This is a genomic window from Micromonospora sp. NPDC049903 (assembly GCF_044460945.1).
In the GTDB taxonomy this organism is placed as follows: domain Bacteria; phylum Actinomycetota; class Actinomycetes; order Mycobacteriales; family Micromonosporaceae; genus Micromonospora.
In genome coordinates, this window is the sequence record NZ_JBITKL010000027.1 from 37492 (window position 1) to 57780 (window position 20289).

At 69.6% G+C, this 20289-nt stretch carries 16 protein-coding genes and 1 tRNA gene; 1 reads left to right on the plus strand and 16 read right to left on the minus strand.

The window, feature by feature from the left end:
* Positions 1 to 163: 163 nt before the first annotated feature.
* The 15 genes from ACIBO1_RS27640 to ACIBO1_RS27710 form a co-directional block, all read right to left on the minus strand.
* Positions 164 to 958: a GntR family transcriptional regulator gene (locus ACIBO1_RS27640; RefSeq protein ID WP_396751467.1), complete on the minus strand. Its 795-nt coding sequence runs from the start codon at positions 956 to 958 to the stop codon at positions 164 to 166.
* A gap of 87 nt (positions 959 to 1045) precedes the next feature.
* The gene (gene trpA / locus ACIBO1_RS27645) at positions 1046 to 1795 is read right to left on the minus strand and encodes a tryptophan synthase subunit alpha (protein ID WP_396751469.1); all 750 of its coding nucleotides are present in this window, start codon (positions 1793 to 1795) and stop codon (positions 1046 to 1048) included.
* Positions 1792 to 2985 carry a tryptophan synthase subunit beta gene (gene trpB, locus ACIBO1_RS27650; RefSeq protein ID WP_396751471.1) on the minus strand — a complete coding sequence of 398 codons (1194 nt, stop codon included), beginning with the start codon at positions 2983 to 2985 and terminating at the stop codon, positions 1792 to 1794. Before trpB ends, trpA begins: the two co-directional genes overlap by 4 nt.
* A gap of 70 nt (positions 2986 to 3055) precedes the next feature.
* Positions 3056 to 4357 carry an MFS transporter gene (locus ACIBO1_RS27655; RefSeq protein WP_396751473.1) on the minus strand — a complete coding sequence of 434 codons (1302 nt, stop codon included), beginning with the start codon at positions 4355 to 4357 and terminating at the stop codon, positions 3056 to 3058.
* Positions 4354 to 5598, minus strand: a complete 1245-nt coding sequence (locus ACIBO1_RS27660) for an ATP-grasp domain-containing protein (protein WP_396751475.1) — start codon at positions 5596 to 5598, stop codon at positions 4354 to 4356. Before ACIBO1_RS27660 ends, ACIBO1_RS27655 begins: the two co-directional genes overlap by 4 nt.
* A 55-nt stretch (positions 5599 to 5653) precedes the next feature.
* Positions 5654 to 6688, minus strand: a complete 1035-nt coding sequence (locus ACIBO1_RS27665; protein ID WP_396751477.1) for an SGNH/GDSL hydrolase family protein — start codon at positions 6686 to 6688, stop codon at positions 5654 to 5656.
* A 46-nt stretch (positions 6689 to 6734) separates the two neighbouring features.
* Positions 6735 to 7790 (minus strand): LuxR C-terminal-related transcriptional regulator, encoded by a 1056-nt coding sequence (locus ACIBO1_RS27670; protein ID WP_396751479.1) that lies wholly within the window; start codon positions 7788 to 7790, stop codon positions 6735 to 6737.
* A gap of 7 nt (positions 7791 to 7797) precedes the next feature.
* Positions 7798 to 9033, minus strand: coding sequence for an acetyl-CoA carboxylase biotin carboxylase subunit family protein (locus tag ACIBO1_RS27675; RefSeq protein ID WP_396751481.1), 1236 nt, complete (start codon positions 9031 to 9033; stop codon positions 7798 to 7800).
* Positions 9034 to 9157: 124 nt separating this feature from the next.
* Positions 9158 to 9805, minus strand: a complete 648-nt coding sequence (locus tag ACIBO1_RS27680; protein WP_396751483.1) for a LysE family translocator — start codon at positions 9803 to 9805, stop codon at positions 9158 to 9160.
* A gap of 36 nt (positions 9806 to 9841) precedes the next feature.
* A complete protein-coding gene (locus ACIBO1_RS27685; protein WP_350698685.1) occupies positions 9842 to 9982 on the minus strand; it encodes a hypothetical protein in 141 nt (46 codons plus the stop codon).
* Positions 9983 to 10013: 31 nt separating this feature from the next.
* Positions 10014 to 11849, minus strand: coding sequence for a carbamoyltransferase (locus tag ACIBO1_RS27690; protein ID WP_396751485.1), 1836 nt, complete (start codon positions 11847 to 11849; stop codon positions 10014 to 10016).
* A 39-nt stretch (positions 11850 to 11888) separates the two neighbouring features.
* Positions 11889 to 14078, minus strand: a complete 2190-nt coding sequence (locus tag ACIBO1_RS27695; protein WP_396751487.1) for an iron-containing redox enzyme family protein — start codon at positions 14076 to 14078, stop codon at positions 11889 to 11891.
* Positions 14079 to 14344: 266 nt separating this feature from the next.
* Positions 14345 to 15331: an Inducer of phenazine A gene (locus tag ACIBO1_RS27700; RefSeq protein WP_396751489.1), complete on the minus strand. Its 987-nt coding sequence runs from the start codon at positions 15329 to 15331 to the stop codon at positions 14345 to 14347.
* A 505-nt stretch (positions 15332 to 15836) separates the two neighbouring features.
* Positions 15837 to 15910 (minus strand) — tRNA-Pro (locus tag ACIBO1_RS27705).
* A 66-nt stretch (positions 15911 to 15976) separates the two neighbouring features.
* A complete protein-coding gene (locus tag ACIBO1_RS27710) occupies positions 15977 to 16870 on the minus strand; it encodes a metallophosphoesterase (protein WP_350698677.1) in 894 nt (297 codons plus the stop codon).
* A gap of 25 nt (positions 16871 to 16895) precedes the next feature.
* Here ACIBO1_RS27710 and ACIBO1_RS27715 point away from each other — a divergent pair, with 25 nt between their 5' ends.
* The gene (locus ACIBO1_RS27715; protein ID WP_350698676.1) at positions 16896 to 17351 is read left to right on the plus strand and encodes a GatB/YqeY domain-containing protein; all 456 of its coding nucleotides are present in this window, start codon (positions 16896 to 16898) and stop codon (positions 17349 to 17351) included.
* Between the two features lie 111 nt (positions 17352 to 17462).
* Here ACIBO1_RS27715 and ACIBO1_RS27720 read toward each other — a convergent pair whose 3' ends face one another.
* The gene (locus ACIBO1_RS27720) at positions 17463 to 19913 is read right to left on the minus strand and encodes a penicillin-binding protein (RefSeq protein WP_396751492.1); all 2451 of its coding nucleotides are present in this window, start codon (positions 19911 to 19913) and stop codon (positions 17463 to 17465) included.
* Positions 19914 to 20289 lie beyond the last annotated feature (376 nt).

Sequence of the window (20289 nt, forward strand, 5' to 3'; positions counted from 1 at the left end):
CGAATCACCAACTCGCGGTCGGATCAGGTGCCACGCCCAGTCGTCGTACACCCGAGACCTCACGATGCCGCACGGCGACAGCGGGTAACAACGCCGTCACGGAGGCCAGAAGTGGCCAGACACCTTGCTGCCGTCTCTGCTCACCGGCAGGAGGTGAATAGCCCTACGGGGTGCCGTCGCCCGACGCGACCGGGGAGCGCACCGCGCCCCACCGGACCGACAACCGCGTCGCCGCACGCTCGGCACGGATCTCCATGGCGTCGCCGACGACCACCGCCCGGTCGACCACCACGGCGGTCCCGTCCAGGGCGATCGTCGTCCGCTCGCTGACGAAGACGGGACTGCCGGGCGGTTGGCGCAGGTGCCCGGCGGCCGGCGCGGCGAGCAGAGACGGGACGATCCGTTCCGAGGCGCGCAGGATGGCGACCCCGGCGTCGGCCAGCGCGGCATAGAGCGACGTCCGGACGAAGTCGCGGTCCCGGATCGTCGCTCCGTACGGCGGCCGGACCCAGGAGACCTGGTGAATGGCGGGACGGCCGTTGAGCAGGCGCAGCCGTTCCAGCCGCAGGGCACGCTCGCCGCCACCGTCGCCGAACCGATCGACCACCCAGGCCGGCGGTCGGCGCATCGCACCGGACAACACCTGGGTGACCACGTCGTGGCCCTGCTCGCGAAGGTCCTCCGTGAAACTGCGCAGCGTGTCCACGCGGTACGCGGCCTGGACCGGTGTGACGTAGGTGCCCCGCCCGGCCTGCTGAACGATGAGCCCCTGATCGGACAGCTCCTGAAGGGCCTGGCGCAGCGTCATCAGCGTGACGCCGTAGTGGGTGCTCAGCTCCCGCTGCGCCGGCAGCGCCTCGCCGGGCTCGTACTCGCCCTGCCGGATCCGGGCCGCCAGGTCGGCCGCGATCTGCCGGTAGCGCGCGGTCGGTCGACCACCCACCGTCGCCTCACCCATGGGTGTCTCCCGTCCCTGCGGCCGTACCGGTGCCCAGTGTGGCCCACGGTCGACGACCGGCCGCACCGGGCACCCGCCCGGCTCGCGTCACCCGGGAACTGGCGCGTCCACCTCGTCCAACGCCGCGCGGAACTCCGCGACCACGGCCCCGACCTGGGCGGGGTCCGCGCCGTCGAGCACCATCCGCATCAGTGCCGAGGCCACCACCACACCGTCGGCGGCCTCGGCCGCCTCCACCGCGTGCGCGGGCCGCGAGATGCCGAAGCCGAGCAGCACCGGCAGGTCGGTCAGGGCCCGCAGGTCGCGGGCGAGCCGGGCGGCGTCCTCGGCGAGCCGGTCGCGCTCGCCGGTGGTGCCCATCACCGAGACGGCGTAGACGAAGCGGCGACTGCGCCGCGCGATGGCGGCCAACCGAGGGGCGGGGGTGGTGGGCGCGGCGAGCAGGACCAGATCGACTCCGGCCGCCGTGGCACTGGTCGCCAGCTCGTCCACCTCGTCGATCGGTACGTCCGGCACGATCAGCCCGCTGACACCGGCCGCCGCGAGGTCCGCGCAGAACGCCGGGTCGTGCATCACCAGGTTGTAGTAGGTCATGGCGATCAGCGGTACGTCGACGTGCACCTCGGTGAGATCGTCGAGGATCGAACGGACCGTGGCCCCCTGTTGCAGGGCGCGGTAGGACGCCTGCTGGATCGTCGGCCCGTCGAGGATCGGGTCGGAGAACGGGAGCCCGATCTCGATCATGTCCGCGCCACTGCGGGCGTACGCCTCGACGTACCCGGTCCAGTCGGGTCGGATGCCCCCGGTCACGTACGGGACCAGCAGCTTGCCGCTCATGCGGTCTCCCGAATGGTGTGGATGTCCTTGTCGCCCCGGCCGGAGAGCGCGACCAGCACGGTGCTGAACGGCGGCAGCTCGCCGCTCTCCGCGGCGCGGATCACCCAGGCGATGGCGTGGGCCGACTCCAGGGCGGGCAGGATCCCCTCGGTGCGGGCCAGCCGCCGGACCGCCGGGATGACCTCGGCGTCGTTGACGGTGACGTACCGTGCCCGGCCGGAGTCGTTGAGGAAGGCGTGCTCGGGGCCCACGCCCGGGTAGTCGAGCCCGGCCGCGATCGAGTGCGCCTCGCTGACCTGGCCGTGCTCGTCCTGCAGGACGTACGAGCGGAACCCGTGCAGCACGCCGACCCGGCCGAACGCGACCGCCGCCCCACCCTCGGCCTCCACGCCGACGAGCCGGGCCGGGGTGTCGACGAAGCCGGCGAAGGTGCCGGCGGCGTTCGAGCCGCCACCGATACAGGCCACCACGTAGTCGGGCACGCCGGTGCGCAGCTCGGCGGCGCACTGTGCCCGTGCCTCCTCGCCGATGACCCGTTGCAACTCCCGCACGATCCACGGGTACGGGTGCGGGCCCATGACCGAGCCGATGCAGTAGTGGGTGTCGTCGACCCGGGTGACCCACTGCCGCAGCGCCTCGCTGGTGGCGTCCTTCAGGGTGCGGCTGCCGCCAGTGACGGGGACGACCTCGGCGCCGAGCAGTTCCATCCGGAACACGTTGAGCGCCTGACGCTCGACGTCCTTGGCCCCCATGTAGACGGTCGCCTCCAGGCCGAGCAGCGCGGCGGCGGTGGCCGTGGCGACACCGTGCTGGCCGGCGCCGGTCTCGGCGATCAGCCGCGTCTTGCCCATCCGGCGTGCCAGCAGGGCCTGGCCGAGCACGTTGTTGATCTTGTGTGAGCCGGTGTGGGCGAGGTCCTCCCGTTTGAGCAGCACGTTGATGCCGAGCTCCTCGGAGAGCCGCCAGGCCGGCGTGAGCGCGGTCGGGCGTCCGGCGTGCACCGCGAGCAGCCGGTCGAGGTCGCGGCGGAAGCGCTGGTCCGCCCACGCCTCCCGGAACGCCGCCTCCAGCTCGGTGCAGGCGGGGATCAGCGACTCGGGGACGAAGCGACCCCCGTGCCCGCCGAATCTGCCGCGCTCGCCGGGATCGGCCATCACGCTGCCGTTGGGCAGCACGGTCAGGTCGGTCACGTGGACTCCAACTGTTCTAGAACTGTTGGAGTCAGGATGACACACCCGGCGGGCCGGACGGAAGCCCGGTTCATCGAGAACCCACGCCGCCCGGGTCGCGTCGACGCGCCCGACGTCCGGGCGGGGCACCGTCCCGAGGCGTACCCGGATCGTCGTCGCCCGGGTGGCCACGCATGGTCCGCAGCGGCGAGAAGTAGACCGGCAGAACGGCGACCAGGCTGAGTACGGCCCCCACCCAGAGGGCCTCCCGGAGCCCGACGCGTTCTCCGAGGAACCCGCCGAGGAACGAGCCGATCGGCATGGCCCCGAAGATCAGGAAACGGATGGTGGCGTTCATCCGGCCCTGCAACTCCTTCGGACACAGTTGCTGGCGGATCGCCATGCTGTTCACGTTGTTGATCACCAGGCCGGTGGAGACCAACGCGTTGCCCGCCCCGGCGAGCCAGAGTCGCCAGTCGGCGTCGGCGAGCGGCACGACCAGACCGGAGACGCCGGCCACCGCCATGCCGACCCAGACCGCCGGTCCCGGCCCGATCCGGGCGGTGACCCGCCGGACGACGAACGCCCCGACCAGCCCGCCGATCCCGCCGACGGCGAACCACAGTCCCACCGTTCCCGGCGCGATGCGCAACTGTTGGGCGAGCAGGACCACTACCACCGTCCCGGTGACGAAGACCCCGAGGTTGAACAGGGCGCCCGAGACGGCGAGCGCGCGCAGGGACCGGTGTCCGAAGACGAACGACAGCCCCTGCCGGATCTCCCGGACCAGGTGGCGGTCGGTGCCGCGCGCCGGAACGGCCTCCCGCATCCGGATCCCGCAGAGGACCACCGCCGAGGCCAGATAGCCGCCCGCGACGGTGAGCACCGCGAGCGGCGCCCCCAGCCACTGGACCAGGTAGCCGCCGAGCGTGGGACCGCCGACCTGCGCGACGGACCGGGTGCTCTCCAACTTCGCGTTGCCCTCGACCAACTGCCCGCGTTCGAGCAGCAGCGGCAGGTAGCTCACGTACGCGGTCTCGAACAGCAGTGTCCCCACGCTCACCCCCAGCGCGACCACGTACAACTGGGTCAGGGACAGCACGTCCAGGTAGGCCGCCACCGGCACCCACGCCAACAGCAGACCGCGCCCGAGGTTCGCCACGATCATGACGGGACGCTTGCGCCGCCGATCCACCCACGCCCCGGCGGGCAGGCCGACCACGAGGAAGGCCACGGTCTGGAACGTCGCCAGCAGCCCGGCCTCGAACGCGGTCGCGTCCAGGGCCAGGATCGCCACCAGGGGCAGGCCGACCCGGCTGAAGTGCGCGCCGAACTGCCCCAGGGTCTGAGTGGCCCACAGCAGCCGGAAGTCGTGGTGCCCCAGGAGCGTCACGTGTGGAACTGGATCTGCTGGTCGACCAGGACACAGGTGGCCACCGCCGAATCGGCGTCCGCGCCGGTGGCCAGCACGTAGCCGGAGCTGCAATCCGCGAGCGTCTGGATCGGGGTGATCACGTCGCCCGGATTCTTGTGCACGACCACGCCGACCGGTACGTCGACCAGCTCACCGAGCAGCGGGAGGTACACGTCGGCCAGTTCGCCGGGCGGAACCCGTTTGACCACCGCCGGGATGTCCTCGGCGACCGTGACGGCGCGGATCTCCCCGGGCTCGGGCCGCAGGAACCGGATGGCGGCACCCGCCGTGGGCTCCGGAGACTCGGCGGGCAACCCGTCGATGCCCAGCGGCACGGTCAGCCACATCCGGGCCAGGTCCAGGCCGTAGGCCCGACGGACCAGCTCCGGGATGGCGTGGCCACCCATCCGGGCGTGCGACTCCAGCACGCGGGGACCCCGCTCGGTCAGGACGAACTCGCTGTGCGAGGGACCCTCGGTGAGTTCGACCGCGTCCAGCAGGCGCACGGTGAGGTCCCGAAGCTCCGGCAGATACGGCGCGACGAGCCGGCTCGGCACGCTGACCTGCCACTCCACGTGGTACGAGTTGACCAGGTACTCGGAGTAGCCGACGGGCAGGTGCCGACCGTCGAAGGAGAACGACTCCACGCTCACCACCGGCCCGGACAGGAACTCCTCGGCGAGCACCGACGTGTTGCCGGCCTCGGCGTGCACGCGCCAGGCGTGGCCGAGCTCGGCGGCGTCCGCCACCCGCACGATGTTCCGGCTGGCCGCGCCGTCCACCGGCTTGAGCACGACCGGTCCGCCGACCTCGGCGAGGAAGTCGCGCGCCTCGCGTTCGGTCCGCACCACCCGGTAGCGGACCGGGCTCAGGTCGTACTTGGCGAGCCGCTCGCGCATCAGCGCCTTGTCCTTGAGCAGGCGGGCCGTCTTCTCCGAGGTGCCGGGCAGGCCCAGGCCGTCCACCACGTGTCCGGTGGGTACGCCCCACGGCTCGGAGACGGTCAGCACCCGGTCGAAGGGGCGCTGCTCGTGCAGCGGGCGCAGCACGTCGAGCATCGCCTCGCCGTCGGCCAGCGGGGCGTGCACGATCCGCTCGCAGTGCGGGCGGATCGACTCCTCGTACTGCCCCGGTTGGTGCACCAGGACGACGTCGACGCCCAGGTCCCGGGCTCCCTTGATCGGGGCGGGACGGCCTCCGATCACGGCTACTCTGAACATTGCGGTCCGCACCTTCTCGTGGGGTTGAGGGGGTTGCCCGGCCATCGCTGCCGGTTCAGGACAGGCCGAGCTGATCGGCGAGCAGCGCGGCGACGATGTCGTTGCCCTCGTCGGTCAGGTGGGCCCGGTCGACGTACAGCCAGGACTTGTCGGTCACGGCCGCGCGCAGGACCGGGTTGAGGTTCACGAAGCGGACGCCCTGCCGCTCGCAGGCCGGTGCGAGAGCGTCGGCGTACCGCTGCCCGGCCGCCACCGAGGAGACGTCGCCATAGAGGGCCTCCCAGGTGCCCAGCTTGGAGATCCGGTCCAGCTCGTCGAAGATCAGCTTCTCCTCGGGCGCCGGCTCGGCCCGCAGCCACGTGGCCATCGGCTGCAACACGAAGGAGACCCGGGCGCCGGTGGCGGCGGCGAGCACCTGCCAGCTCGCGAGGTGCCGGCCGACCAGGTCGACCGCGCTGGCGATCGCGTCGTCGAGTTCGGGACGGACCTCGTCCGGCGACGGCCAGGAGGGTACGGCCGGCTTGGCCCGGCGGCCGAACCCGCGTGACGTCTTACGGTGCCGGGCCCGTACCTCCTCCATCTGCTCGAAGAACTCGCCGCAGAAATAGAACGGCCCCTGGTCGGCGCGGTGCATCTCGACCAGCCGGGACATCACCAGGGTGTTGAAGCCGCTGAGAATGACGATCTCCTCGACCGGCGGCAGCAGGTGCCGGTAGAGCAGGAACAGCAGCAGTTCCTGGGTCGAGTTGTAGCAGTGGCCGGCATAGGTGAGCCACGGACGGGACGAGGCGTGTTTCGTCCACAACCGCGACGCCATCGTGGTCGCGTCGCTCGTGGAGCCGTACCCGAGCGGAACGGAACCGCCGACCAGCAGGCGGACCGGCCCGTCGGGCAGGGTGCTGCCGACCGAGGCCTGCTCGTCGACGCCGTGGGAGATCCGGAAGCCCAGCCGGTCGGTGTTGATCGCCTCCGACCGGTAGTCCGGCCGGTTGAAGTACATCAGGTACGGGAGGTACTGGGTCTCCCCACGGGACGAGAAGTCGTCGTACTGCACCATCTGCGGCGTCAGGATCTTGCGCTGGAGTTTCACGTCGTCGGTTCTCCTTGTCGGAAGGGGAAGGGAAGAGGCGGAGGGGTCACCAGAGCGGACTGACGTCGGTCCGGCCGGACTGGTCGGAGTCCGCCACCTCGTCGGCGAGGATCCCGAGCTGGGCGATCCTGATGCCGGCCTGGAAGCGGCTCGACACGTTGAGGCCCTTGAGGATCGAGGAGATGTGCCGTCGGCAGGTGCGCAGCGCCATGCCCAGCCGGTTGGCGATGGCCTCGTCCTTGAGCCCGGCGGCCATCAGCCGGAGGATGGCCATCCGGGTGCCGAGCGACACCTCGTCCATCTGGTCCTCGGCGAGTTCGAGCGGGATCGCGTTGGCCCAGAGGTGCGTGAACGTGCGGTGCAGGTACTCCACCACCACGTCGTCGGAGATCACGGCGGCAGCGTGATCCGACGTCCCCGGTGCGTCGACGGGAACGAAGGCCACCCGGCGGTCGAAGATGATCAGACGTTCGAAACTCGCCGCCGTGGTGCGGATGCCCCCGCCGTACGCCGCGACCGCCTTGGCCCGGGCCGCGAGGCCCGGATTCGCGCGGGCGGTGTGGTGGTACACGAACTGGCAGCGCAGCCCACGTACGAGAATCGAGGTCACCGACGCCTCGGAGGCGCTGAACTGGTCCGTCGACCGGGGACCTCCCGGACGCAGCGAGAGGATCTCGCTGGCGCAGCGCAGGATCGCCGAGTCGATCTCGTCGCGGATCGCCTTCTCGCCCTGGACGACCCGTACGCCGTCGTGCTGCCGGCCGTGCTCGGCCAGCCGCCGGCCGATCGACTGGAGCACCCGGCTGTTGGCGGCCATCGCCTGTTCCCGCTGGCGGATCTCGTCGGTGAGCGGCGCGTTGAGGATGCTCAACGCGACGTCGGGATGCACCGCGGTCAGGCCACCGTCCTCGGCACGGGAGAGCAGCCGGCGCCGGACCAGGTTCTCGCAGGCGTGTGCCCACTCGCCACGGCTGATGCCGATCTCCGGCGGCGGACGGTCGGCGTGCAGCCGACTGCCCAGCACCGCGTGTTCGTACGCCGCGGACTCGGCGCTGCTGAGCGGGCCACGCTGCTGGTGGACGCAGGACACGGAGGTGCTCATCGTGGCGTCAGCGTGCCGACGGCAGGTCCGACCGGCTGGGCACGGCCTCCAACCAGAGCTGGCCCGCCGTACGCCGGATGGCCTTCTCCACGTCGTCGGTGGCCGCACCGGAGAACCGGAACCGTGCGCCGACGTGCTCGTAGCCGCCGGCCTTGGGGATCTCGGTGCCGACGGCCGGGATCACCCGGGCGTAGGGCCACTCGGATACCGGCAGGTCGAGTTCCGCGACGGTGATCCGGCAGGGCGCGGGCACCGGCGTCGGCACCAGCAGCCAACCTCCGACCCGCTGATCGCTGATCCGCCGCACGATCGGGTCGCGGCCGAGCTGGATGTGGATCGCCGCTTCCATCAGGTCGACGCCGTGCACCTCGCGCCAGACGAACGGGATCTCGGCGCCACCCACCCGGGAGCCCGCTTCCAGGAAGTTGATCCGGACGGTGCCGTCGGCCTCGGTGCCGACGAACGCCTCCATGTGGAACACCCACGGTGCGTCACCGAAGGCCGCGCAGGCGTCGGCGAGGAACCCACCGAGCGGACCGAGCAGGTCGACGTCGTCCACCTCCACCGAACCGAGCACGTCCCCGGCGGCGAACTCCATGCAGGTGTTGACGTAGCGCGACGCCCGCCAGGGACCAAGCTCGGTGCCGGTCCACAGGCCGTCGATGTGGAAGACCTGGTCCGGGCAGAAGGTCTGCACCATCCGGGGTTCGGGCGGCAACCGGTCGAGCGCGGCCAGGTCGTCGACCGAGTTCAACCGCAGCACGTCACGGCTGGCCGTACCCCGCCGGGGTTTGACGATCAGCGGCCAGCCGTGGGAGTCCGCGAACCGCACGACGGCCTGCGTGTCCGGTGCGTCGGCGAACGTGGGGATGGCGACGCCGCCGCGTACGACGGTCTGCGCCATCACCAGCTTGTCGCGGAACCGGGCCAGCCGGCCGGGCTGGTCACCGGCCACCGCCAGGCGGGCCCGCAGCTCGGCCGCCGTGTCCAGGTCGCCCTCGTTGAGGGCGACGACCCGTTCGGGGACGCCGAATCGCGCGATCAGTCCGTCGGCGGCGGCGCTCACCAGGTCCAGGCGGTCGGTGGCGGCGACGAGCGCCACGGCCGCAGCCGACGCGGGTACGGCGGCCGTGGCCAGTTCGGTGCAGACGTACGTGACGTGATGCAGGTCGTGATCGAGGTATTCCGCGTACCCCGCATAGTGATCGCGCCAACGGTGAATGATCAGAATGTGCGGCTTCATCGGGGCGTGCTCCTCGCCTTTCCGTCGATCCCACGATTCGAATAGGCGGCGAGTTCGCCGCCGTTCACGTAGTCAGGAAGTCGCTCGGCGGCACGCAGTAATTGCCCGACGTTGCCGGAATCGACTATTGCGGTACCGATGCCTCCGTCCGGTCGAATGCCATGCTCGCCGCGAGACCGATCAGAACGGTGCCCATCATGTAGCGCTGTGCCCGCAGCCAGGCCGGCTTCCGGGCGAGGAAGGCGGCGACCGAACCCGCGGTGAGCACGATGAGGCAGTTGACGGTCAGTGCCACCGTGATCTGGATCAGCCCCAGGGAAAGGCTCTGCGCCGCGATGTCGCCCTTGGCCGGGTCGACGAACTGCGGGAGGAGCGACACGTACAGCACTGCGATCTTGGGGTTGAGCAGATTGGTCATCAGGCCCATCGTGAACAGCTTCCGGGGCCCGTCGACGGGCAGGTCCTTGGGTGCGAAGGCGGACTGACCGCCGGGCTTGAGGGCGTTCCACGCCAGCCACAGCAGGTAGCACGCACCCGCGATCTTGATCGCCGTGTAGAGCGCGGGCACCAGCGCGAACACCGCCGAGACGCCGGTCACCGCGGCAAGCAGGTAGACGAAGAACCCGACGGCGACCCCGAGCAGGGAGACCAGGCCGGCCGGGCGGCCCTGGGTGATCGACCGGGACACCAGATAGATCATGTTCGGCCCGGGGGTGAGCACCATTGCCAGGGCGACGGCGGCGATGCCCAGCCCTGCGTTGACGTCGATCACGTCTTTTCTCCTGCTTCGGATAATGGGCAGCCGAAATCACAGCGGCCGTTCGTGGAAATCCCAGTAGGTGTTCAGCTCCGGCTGCAGCTTTCTGCGCAGCGGATCGCGAAACACCCGGAAGAATATACCAACCGGAACGAATATCAGAAGATAGGCCAGGATCCACAGAAGTTTCATGATCAACCCTCGTCGGTGCGGAAGCGGTCGGTCAGTCCAGGGCGATCTCGTCGCGCCAGTCGCCCTGCTCCCGCCAGGCGGGCTGGTCGGCCTTGTGCAGGAGGAAGTTGCCCATCGCGAGCAGGTCGATGTTGGTGCGCATGAAGCACTGGTAGGCGTCGTGCGGAGTGGCCACGATCGGCTCACCCCGGACGTTGAACGAGGTGTTCACCAACACCGGGCAGCCGGTGATCTGCTTGAACGAGGTCAACAGCCGGTGATAGGCCGGGTTGGACCGGGCCGTGACCGTCTGCACCCGCGCCGAATGGTCCACGTGGGTCACCGCCGGAATCGTCGACCGGTGCACCTTGAGCCGGTCCAGCCCGGTGGCCGTCGCCGACTCCGACACCTCCCGGCGTTGCCGCCCGGCGACCGGCGCCACGATCAGCATGTACGGGCTCTCCTGGGCCAGGTCGAAGTACTCCTCGACGTCCTCGGCCAGGACCGAGGGCGCGAACGGTCGGAACGACTCCCGGAACTTGATCTTCAAGTTCATCGTCGACTGCATGTCTACGTCACGCGGGTCACCGATGATCGACCTGGCGCCCAGAGCCCGGGGCCCGAACTCCATCCGACCTTGGAACCAACCGACGATCTTGCCGGCGGCCAACTCCTCCGCCACGTGTTTGGCGATGGCGTCCTCGGCCAACCGGGTGTACGGCACACCCAGGTCGTCCAGGAAACGGGCGATTTCCTCGTCGTCGAACGCGGGACCGAGCAGGGCGGAGGACATCCCGTCACCGCCCTCGGCGAGGTGCGCGCGGGGCGCACCCGACTCCGTCGCGACCATCAGGGCGGCACCCAACGCGCCCCCGGCGTCACCGGCGGCCGGCTGCACCCACACCGAGTCGAAGAGCCGCTCCCGGACGACCTTGCCGTTCGCCACGCAGTTCAACGCCACGCCGCCGGCCAGACACAGGTTGGTCTCCCCGGTCAGCTCGCGGGCGGTCCGCGCCAGCCGGGTCACCACCTCCTCGGTCACCAGTTGCACCGAGGCGGCCAGGTCGAACTCGCGCTCGGTCAGCGGGCTCTCTGGCTCGCGCCGGGGGCCACCGAACAACCGCTCGAACCCACGGCCGGTCATCACGCGACCGCGCAGGAACTCGAAGTTGCGCATGTTCAGGCGGAAGGAACCGTCGTCCTTGACGTCGATCAGGTGCTGCCGGATCACGTCCGCGTAGCGCGGCACACCGTACGGGGCCAGCCCCATCAGCTTGTACTCGCCGGAGTCGACCTTGAACCCGCAGAAGTAGGTGAAGGCCGAGTAGAGCATGCCCAACGAGTGCGGGTACCGGATCTCCGCCACCTGGCGCAGCTCGCTGCCCCGCCCGTGCCACAGCGTGGTGGTCGCCCACTCGCCGACGCCGTCGATGCAGAGCACCGCCGCCGACTCGTACGGGCTGGGCAGGAACGCGGAGGCCGCGTGTGACTCGTGGTGCCGTCGTACGCTGATCTCCGGGACCTCGGCCGACCCCAGCGCCGCCAACGACCGGCGTACCTCGCCGATGGTGTCGCGCTTCCAGGACATCCACTCGGGCAGGACCCTGGTGAACGCCTCCAGCGAGAACGGTGCCGAGCCGGCGAAGCTCGTCAGCACCCGGCCGAACTTCAGCTCCGGGTCCTCGTAGTAGGCGACGGCGTCCACGTCGCTCAGCGTGACGCCGCCCTCGGCCAGGCAGTACCTGACGGCCTCGGCCGGGAAGGCCGGGTCGTGGCGCTTGCGGGTGAACCGCTCCTCCTGGGCGGCCGCGATGGGCGTGCCGTCCCGCACCAGCACCGCCGCGCTGTCGTGGTAGTAGGCGGACAACCCCAGAACCAGCTTTCCCACTGGCGTTCCCCTCGATCGTGGGTGTGGGTGGGTGGACGGTCAGATGGCGGCGAGTGACCTGCTGGCCTTGCGGGCGCGGCGAAACGCCCGTCGTGCCAGCAGGCCGGTCGGTGGGTTGAGCGAGCGGAACCCGGTGCGTACCCGGTCCCAGACCTCGGTGATCGCCTGCGCGCCGTGCGACACCGGCAGCGAGGCGAGATAGGTGTCGACGGCGTCGGCGGCCCAGGCGGAATGCCCGGTGGCGACGTTGTCGATCGTGTTGTGGATGTCCACGAACTTCGTGGAGAAGCCGTAGCTCTTCAGCGCCTGGCGGGCCCGGCGGTACGTCCCGCCGACGCCGGACAGCTCCATGGCCAGGTTCAGCCCGAGGATCTCCGGCATGAACGTACGCGGGAAGCGCCCGATGCTGAGCCAGTACACCGGAAGCTCGAAGGACCCGTCCCGGAACCCGTCCCACTCGGCGAACTCCCGCGATGCCGTCGGTGGCACCTGGACGTCCATCTCGGCGAGCACCTCCCGATAGATCAACGGGTGGTTCATCCGTGGTACGCCGTTGCCGAGCTCGTCCCAGTAGGTCTCGAACAGGAAGTAGCCCTGCTCCGACGCCGCGTGTTCGTAGTCGGTGAACCCCTGGAGCCAGGCGCCGTCGATCAACGTCAACGGTGCCAACTGCACGGTGGAGTCGACGAGATCCTCCCGCGTCGGCATCGGCGCGCCGGCCGACTCCTCGAAGTCACGCCCCTGCCGGTCGTGCTGCTCGACGAGCCAGGGGCGCAGGCCCTCCCGGCCCCACACGTCGGGCAGCCGCTGCGGGTCCGTCGCCATGTTGTGTCGGGACCGCGCCAGCCAGCCCCGCACGTAGTCGACCGCGAACCGACGCACGGCCGGGGTATCCGTCCGCTGCTGGAGCAGGTGGTACGCCTCCCGGATGTCAGCCGGCTCCCGGTCGCCCGTGACCGGACCGCCCGCGACGACCGTGACCGAGGCCAGCAGCTCCGGGGAGACCGTCCGCCCCTCGTGGACCGGCCCGGGGCGAGCCCGCTCCGGCTGCCCGGTGGGGAGCGAGTCGATCCAGCGGCGGATGACGACCAGGTCGGCCGGGGAGAACACCCGGAACATCGGGCCCCGTTCCCCGACGAGGCCGTTGACCAGCGGACTCTGCGCGGAGCGGCCCGGTTTGACCAGGCGGCTGGCGGCCAGCTCGGCCAGCAACCCGCGCGGATCCGTCCGGGCCTCCTCCAACCAGCTCGACAGCGGCCGGTCCGCCACGGTGAAGTCCCGGTGGTAGACGGCGCCCTCCCGCGCCCGGTGGCGGAGCAACTCGGCCATCTCGTACGCCGGGTCGAGGGCCTCCTCCAACTCGGCGAGAAGACTCGTGCTCCACCGCCTCAGCACGGTGAACGCCCACCGGAAACCGTCGGTCACCCGGGCCAGCTCCGCGTCGTCGAAACCGTGCTCGACGACGTCCAGGCACAGCTCCAGCCCGGTCCGCGTCTCGCCGTCCCGGGCAGCGGACGGATCGATCGCACTCCACTCCACGAGCTGCGGATGCGCCTGACGCACCAACCGCAGAGCCGGCAGCAGTCCGACCGTACGCAGACACAGGTCGGCGCCGATGATCTCGGGGCGGAACTCGGCCGGTCTCCGGCTCATGGCCAGCAGGGTCGCGGGCAGACAGAAGTGGTGGTCGGCCACCCGGGGGTCGTGCACCAGCCGGGCCACCGGCACCGCGTGCTCGGACAGGTGCAGGTGACGGAGCAGGGCCAGGTACACGCTGCCGCGCGAGTCCTGCGGCCGTCCGACACCGACGTCGGAGGCGTACAGGGTCAGGATGCGCAACGTCGTCGCGTCGTCCGCGTTTCCCGGCGCACTCTGCCACTGCAACCAGGCCCCGGACCGCAGCGCGAGTGGTGCGGCCGCGAGCGCGGTGCGGCGGACCAGGGACTCCGTGGCCGGCGGAGCCGTGGCCGTGGAGACCAACTCCTCGAACCGGCGGGACTCGGCGGTCGACCAGCGCACCGCCTCGTCCCGCAGCCCGTCCAGTGCTGCCGGCAGCGACTCACGGTCGGCGGTGTCGCCGATCTCCGACCGCAGCCGTGCGACGAACGGGTCGCCCGGAAAGGAGGTCTCGGGGTCGACCGCGATGACGAACAACTCGCGGGACCGGGTCTGCTGATCAAGCGGTCGGGCCACCTGCCGACCCGACGGAACGACTTCTTTCGTTGACACTGCCAGCTCCTGGCTCTATCCGTGTCTGCTATCCCGAAACAATGTGGTGATCAAATGTTCGGACGGAATCTTGACGGCACGGAGGATCCGCGCGACGAACATGCCACTTGTCGCGACGGGGTAGGTGTCGTCGTCTCGGGAAGCTAGAACATCGGGTAGATCGAGGCGTCGTTCTTCGGCTTCTTCTTGCGACCGAAGATCTTGTTAAGAATTCTGCGCACCACGTTCATTCTTCTGCCCTCACCTGAGACGGGCCGGTGTCGGCCCTAGGACGAGAAATTCAACTGTTCGGCCAACAGTCGGGCCACCAGGTCTAACCCGTGGTCGGTCATGTGGGCTCGGTTGACAAACAGCCAGCTGTCGTCCTTGACGCTGGTCGCGAGGAGCGGATTGATGTCCAGGAACCTGACGCCGATCTTTTCGCAGCCCAGTTGCAGCAGCTCCGCATATCTGCGGACCGAATCCCTGGTGGCGATGTCACCAAACAGTTCCCAGAAGTTCGAGATCTTGTCCAGCTCGTCGAAGAGCCGCTTCTCCTGCGGTGCGGCCGTCTCGCGTACCCAGGTGGCCAGCGGCTGGAGCACGAACGTGATCCTGGTGTCGGTGGCGGCCGCGAGCTGCTGCCACGACTCCAGATGCCGCACGGTCAGCGCAGCCGCGTCCGCGATACGGACCTCCAGCGGGCGGACCGGTTCGTCGCCGCCGGTCGGCGAGGCGCCGGAGCCGAAGGGATGCGTGCGGTACTGGGACTTGAGCTTGTCCATCTGGCCGAAGAAGTCGCCACAGTTGAAGAAGGCGCCGTCGTCGCCGCGCTGGGCGGCGGGCAGGCGCGCCAGGGCCAGGTTGTTGAGCCCGGACACGATGACGATCTCCTCCACCGGCGGCAGCAGGTGCCGATAGAAGAGGAAGAGCAGCAGCTCCTGGGCGGAGGAATGGCTGCGGCCCGCGAAGTTCAACCAGGGCAGCGCCGATGCATGCGTGGTCCACAGTCGCGAGGCGAGCGTCGCCTGATCGCAGGTGGCTCCGATGCCCATCGCCATGGAACTGCCGGCCAACAGCCGGATCGGACCGTCGGCCGGCTTCCCGCCCGCCGACGCATGGTCGTCCGCGCCGTGCGAAAGGCGAAAACCGAGACGATCCGTATTGATGACCGGGGAGCGGTAGTCCACGCGGTGAAAATGCATCACATAGGACATCCAGCGCGCCTGGCCGCGTTGGTCGAAATCATCGTAAACAAGCATCTGCGGGGTCAACTCGGAGCGCGCCGAGCTTGGACAACGCACTGTTCCCCCCATTGAGAATTATCAGCCGGGGTCCCCAACCCATCTACGGCCGTTGTTGCGTGAGTACGGTAACACGCTCAGTGGTGGAGGAAAAAGGGTCGACCGCGGGAATTATTGCCTGTCTGGTTTATCCTGGGTTGAGTGGAGGATTCCCGAACCAGCAAACATTGAACTGATCTCAGCGACTTTGCGCGTAGGTATTTGTGTTCGAAACGAGGTGCCCCGATTGTGCTGACGGCCGTGTCGAGTGAGGTCAGGCGGCCTTTCGGGTGTCCTCGGACTGTAGTGCACCATCACCGTTCTCGGGGGATGGGGCGCGCGGTCGACGTGGCGCCGGCGACGCCCGGACCGTTCGGCCGAATGACGTGCGCCACTATCCGGCCGGCGGGCCGGCGGGCGACGGCACGCACCGGACCCGCTGCGCACAAGAGTGAGGCCCTGACCGGCGATAATGCCGGTCAGGGCCTCACATCTGTCGGGGTGGCCGGATTCGAACCGACGACCTCTTCGTCCCGAACGAAGCGCGCTACCAAGCTGCGCCACACCCCGAGGCGTGCGGACAAATACTAGCCCACCCGCCCCGGGGGTCAAACTCGGTACCCCCGGGGCGGGAGTTCAGCGGGGGATCAGGGTGAGCAAGCTGGCCTCGGGCGGGCAGGCGAACCGGACCGGGGCGGTCGGGTGGGTGCCGAGGCCGGCGGAGACGTGCAGCCAGGAGTCGGAGCCGGGCCAGCGGTGCAGGCCCTTGGCCATCGACCGGGGCAGCCCGCAGTTGGTCACCAGCGCGCCCACTCCCGGTACGCACACCTGGCCGCCGTGGGTGTGACCGGCGAGCAGCAACCCGAAGCCGTCGGCGGCCATCTCGTCGAGCAGCGCCGGTTCGGGGGAGTGGGTCAGGGCGATGGAGAGGTCCGCCGAGGCGGAGACCGGGCCGGCCACGGAGGGGTAGTCGTCGCGTTCGATGTGCGGGTCGTCCACACCGGCCATGTCGATCGCCCGGCCGCCGGCCTTGAGCGTGACCCGTCGGTTGTTCAGGTCGGTCCAACCGGCCCCGGTGAAGACGTCACGCAGCTCCTCGTAGGGCAGCTCGACACCCTCGGTGTACTCCCGGTCGGGCAGGAAGTAGCTGAACGGGTTCTTCAGCACCGGGCCGGTGTAGTCGTTGGAGCCGAAGACGAAGGCGCCCGGGTAGTCGAGCAGCGGCTGCAGCGCCCGCAGGACGCCCGGCACCGCCCCCGGGTGGGCCATGTTGTCCCCGGTGACCACGACCAGGTCGGGGTCGAGGGCGGCCAGCGAGGCCACCCAGTTCTGCTTGCGTACCTGGTTGGGGGTCATGTGCAGGTCGGAGAGGTGCAGGACGCGCAGCGGCTCGGTGCCGGTCGGCAGCACCGGGACGTCGAAGCGCCGGAGGGTGAACATGTTGCGCTCGACGAGGGACGCGTACGCCAGGGCGGCGGCACCCGTCGCGACGGTGGCGGTCGCGAGCCGGAATAGTGTGCGCTTTCGCATGCCGATCAGGGTAGTTTGGGCGACCATGAGCACGCTGAAGGACCGCCTCACCGCCGACATGCGCGCCGCCCTCAAGGCCCGCGACGAGCTGACCACCTCCACCCTGCGGATGGCCCTGGCCGCCGTCGGCACGGCCGAGGTCTCCGGCAAGGCCAAGCGTGAGCTCAGCGACGACGAGGTGCTGGGTGTGCTGACCAAGGAGGCGAAGAAGCGCCGCGAGGCCGCCACCGCCTTCGCGGACGCGGGTCGCGCCGAGCAGGCCGCCAAGGAGACCGCCGAGGGCGAGGTGCTGGAGCGTTACCTGCCGAAGCAGCTCTCCGACGCCGAGCTGACCGAGCTGGTCACGGGGGCGCTCGCCGCGGGCGGGTTCACCGGCAAGGCGCAGATGGGCCCGGCCATGAAGGCGGCCCAGGCTGCGGTGGCCGGCCAGGCCGAGGGTGGTCGGGTCGCCGCCGAGGTACGCCGACAGCTCGGCCTCTGACCCTGCACCGACGGGTACGCGCCGGGCCGCCGACCACGCCGACACAGAACGGGCGGGCATCCCTCTCCGGGGGTGCCCGCCCGTTCACGTGCGGTTCGGTTCGACCGGCGGTCAGCCGCCCGGTCGGTCCGGGGGCCGACCCGGGTTGCTCGGCGGTCCGCCCGGTCCGCCGTTGCCGTTGCCGGCGTCGTTGTTGCCGCCACCACCACCGGAGCTGACCAGGATCGTCACGATGCCGTTCTTGATGGTGCGGCCCTCGGGGCTGGTGCCGGCGGCGGTGCCGGCCGGGCATTCCGAGGTGACCCGGTTACTCGAGACCACCGGCTGGAACCCGGCACCGGAGATGCGTGATCTGGCCTGGTCGACGGAGGTGCACTTCACACCTGGGATGCTGCGCTGATCACCCTCGGAGATCTTCTTGCCGGGCGGATCGAAGTTGATCCCCTTCTTGCCGTCCATCGCGGCTTTCAACGCCTCATAGACCGGCGGGTTGATGCCGTCCGCCGTCTTGTGCCTCATCTTGACGTTCGTCTGCGGCCAGTCCGGGTCGGCCAGGATGCCGGCGACCGCGTACTGCTTGGTCATCGCGACCAGGGAGGCGGTCTTCTCGGAGTCGGTGGTGCCGGACTTCCCAGCGATCGGCTTACCGACGATGCCCCGACCCTCGGCCGCCGTCCGACTTCCACCGCACTTGGTAGTGGGGGAACTGTCGCCGACCGGGCAGCGGGCCGCGTCCACGGCCGCCCTGGCCACGTCCGTGCTGATCCGCTTCTCGCAGCGCGGGTTCGCCACGTCCAGCTTGTTGCCGTCCAGATCGCGGATCTCCTGCACCGGGGTCGGCTCGCAGTACTTGCCGTCGGCGGCCAGCGTGGCGTAGGAGTTCGCCAACTCCAGCGGGGTGACCTGCGAGACGCCCAGGGTGAAGGCGCCCCACTGGTTCGCCGACTCCTTGGTGCGCGCGAGGTCCGCGTCCTCACGCTCCCGGAACTCGATGCCCAGGCGCTTGGCCACGTCCACCACGTTCGCCGCGCCCACCTGCTGTTGCAGCGGGACGAAGTACGTGTTGGTCGAGGCGGAGAAGGCGCTCCACATGTCCTTCACGCCGCCGGGCTGCAGGTTGGAGTTGGTCGGGCAGTAGAAGTGCGTGCCCGGGCAGGCGGCCGGACTGCTGGGGCTGATGATGTACTCCGACTTGAACTGCTGCGGCGCGTTGATGGTGTAGCTGAGCGGGATGCCCTTCTCCAACGCGGCCACGATCGTGTAGATCTTGAAGACCGAGCCGGCCTGGTAGCCGGTGATCCCGTCACCGCCGGTCAACAGCGGGTTGACCGTGTTCGGGTAGTTACCGCGCTTGCCGTTCTCGCGCTGCTTGGGATCGCTGTGCGGCAGGTTCTTCGGCTTGTTCGGGTTGTCCAGCTTGAAGTTGCGGTTCACCGAGAGTGCCCGGACCCGGCCGGTGCCGGGCTCGACCACCGCGATCATCGCGGCTTCCTTGGACTTCACCGACTTGGCCTTGCGGACCGCCTTGTCGGCCCCGTCCTGGGCCTGCGTGTCGAGCGTGGTGACGATCGTGTAGCCGCCGCTCTTGAGGAGCCGCTCCCGGTCGTACGTGGTCGAGCCGAACGTCTCCTGCGACATCCACCAGCGGTAGAAGTAGTCGCAGAAGAAGCCCCAGGCGTTCTTCTTGGTGGCGACGCAGCCGTTCGGCGCCCGCTTGCCCTTGACCACCAGCTTGACGGCCTTGGCCTTGTCGGCGTCCTCCTGGCTGACGGCGCCGGTCTTGACCATGTTGTCGATCACGTAGTCGCGCCGGGCGACCGCCTGCGGGTAACCGCTCTTGGTGGTCGGGTCGAACGAGGTCGGCGCCTTCACCAGGCCGGCCAGCATGGCGGCCTCGTCGACCGTCAGGTCCTTCGGCGGCTTGTTGAAGTAGACCTGGCTGGCGGCGTAGACGCCGTACGCGCCGTTGCCGAACGCGGCGAGGTTGAGGTAGCTCGTCAGGATCTCGTCCTTGCTGAGCGTCTTCTCGATCTGCAACGCGTAGTTCATCTCGCGCAGCTTGCGGGCGCTGGTGTCCTCCGTCGCGGCGACCACGTCGGCCGGGTGCGTCGCCGAGTACGCGATGCCCATCCGGACGTACTGCATGGTCAGCGTCGAGGCGCCCTGCCGGTCGTTGCCGGCGGCGCTGTTGTTGACGAAGGCGCGGGCGACGCCGTTGAGGTCGACTCCGTTGTGGTTGTAGAAGTCGTGGTCCTCGGCCGCGATGATCGCGTTGCGCATGTTCTCGCCGATGTCGGCGAACGTGATGTCGCGCCGGTTCTCGTCGTACATCGTGGCCAGTGGTGTCTTCTTGTCGGACGCCAGCAGGTAACTGATCTGGGGGGCGCGGGACACCGTCAGTTCCTTCGGCAGCGCGCCGAAGGTCTCCGCGCCGGCCTTGGCGGCCAGGCCAGACATCGCCACTGCGGGAAATGCCGCTGCGGCGACCACGACGCCGGCCAACAACCCACAGATGAGCAGCGATGCGGCGTTGGTCAGGATGTTGTGGTCACGCTTCCGCATCCAGGTCACCTCGACAGGGTACGCGAACAGGTAACGAGGGGCGCTTGGGCATCTTTCCCCATTTCCTGCGCGCGCCGTCCTCGTTGTGCTAGACGCGTGGCACCGGCGATCTGGTTGCCTGTGATCCGTGCCGAGTTTCCTCCGCCTACCGGGTGCCGCGCAGCGTTTTCGCGGACTCCGGCGGGGTAAGCGGGGGTCCCGAGCCCGAGAGGTCGGGAGTGTCCGGAATGATGGATTTGGCCGACAACGTTGCGTAATCGGGTGACTACAGAGCATGATGGTTGCGGCGACAGCGCCACATGTCGTCTGTGCCGCCTTGGGGTAAGGCGTGCCGGATGACCGGGGGGAATTGCCGGCTGGCCCGCGACGGCGTCGG

Coding starts and splice junctions, on each gene's coding strand:
- ACIBO1_RS27640 (WP_396751467.1), bottom strand. CDS start 958: ATGGGTGAGGCGACGGTGGGTGGTCGACCGACCGCGCGCTACCGGCAG.
- trpA (WP_396751469.1), bottom strand. CDS start 1,795: ATGAGCGGCAAGCTGCTGGTCCCGTACGTGACCGGGGGCATCCGACCC.
- ACIBO1_RS27660 (WP_396751475.1), bottom strand. CDS start 5,598: ATGTTCAGAGTAGCCGTGATCGGAGGCCGTCCCGCCCCGATCAAGGGA.
- ACIBO1_RS27670 (WP_396751479.1), bottom strand. CDS start 7,790: ATGAGCACCTCCGTGTCCTGCGTCCACCAGCAGCGTGGCCCGCTCAGC.
- ACIBO1_RS27675 (WP_396751481.1), bottom strand. CDS start 9,033: ATGAAGCCGCACATTCTGATCATTCACCGTTGGCGCGATCACTATGCG.
- ACIBO1_RS27685 (WP_350698685.1), bottom strand. CDS start 9,982: ATGAAACTTCTGTGGATCCTGGCCTATCTTCTGATATTCGTTCCGGTT.
- ACIBO1_RS27710 (WP_350698677.1), bottom strand. CDS start 16,870: ATGCGAAAGCGCACACTATTCCGGCTCGCGACCGCCACCGTCGCGACG.
- ACIBO1_RS27715 (WP_350698676.1), top strand. CDS start 16,896: ATGAGCACGCTGAAGGACCGCCTCACCGCCGACATGCGCGCCGCCCTC.
- ACIBO1_RS27720 (WP_396751492.1), bottom strand. CDS start 19,913: ATGCGGAAGCGTGACCACAACATCCTGACCAACGCCGCATCGCTGCTC.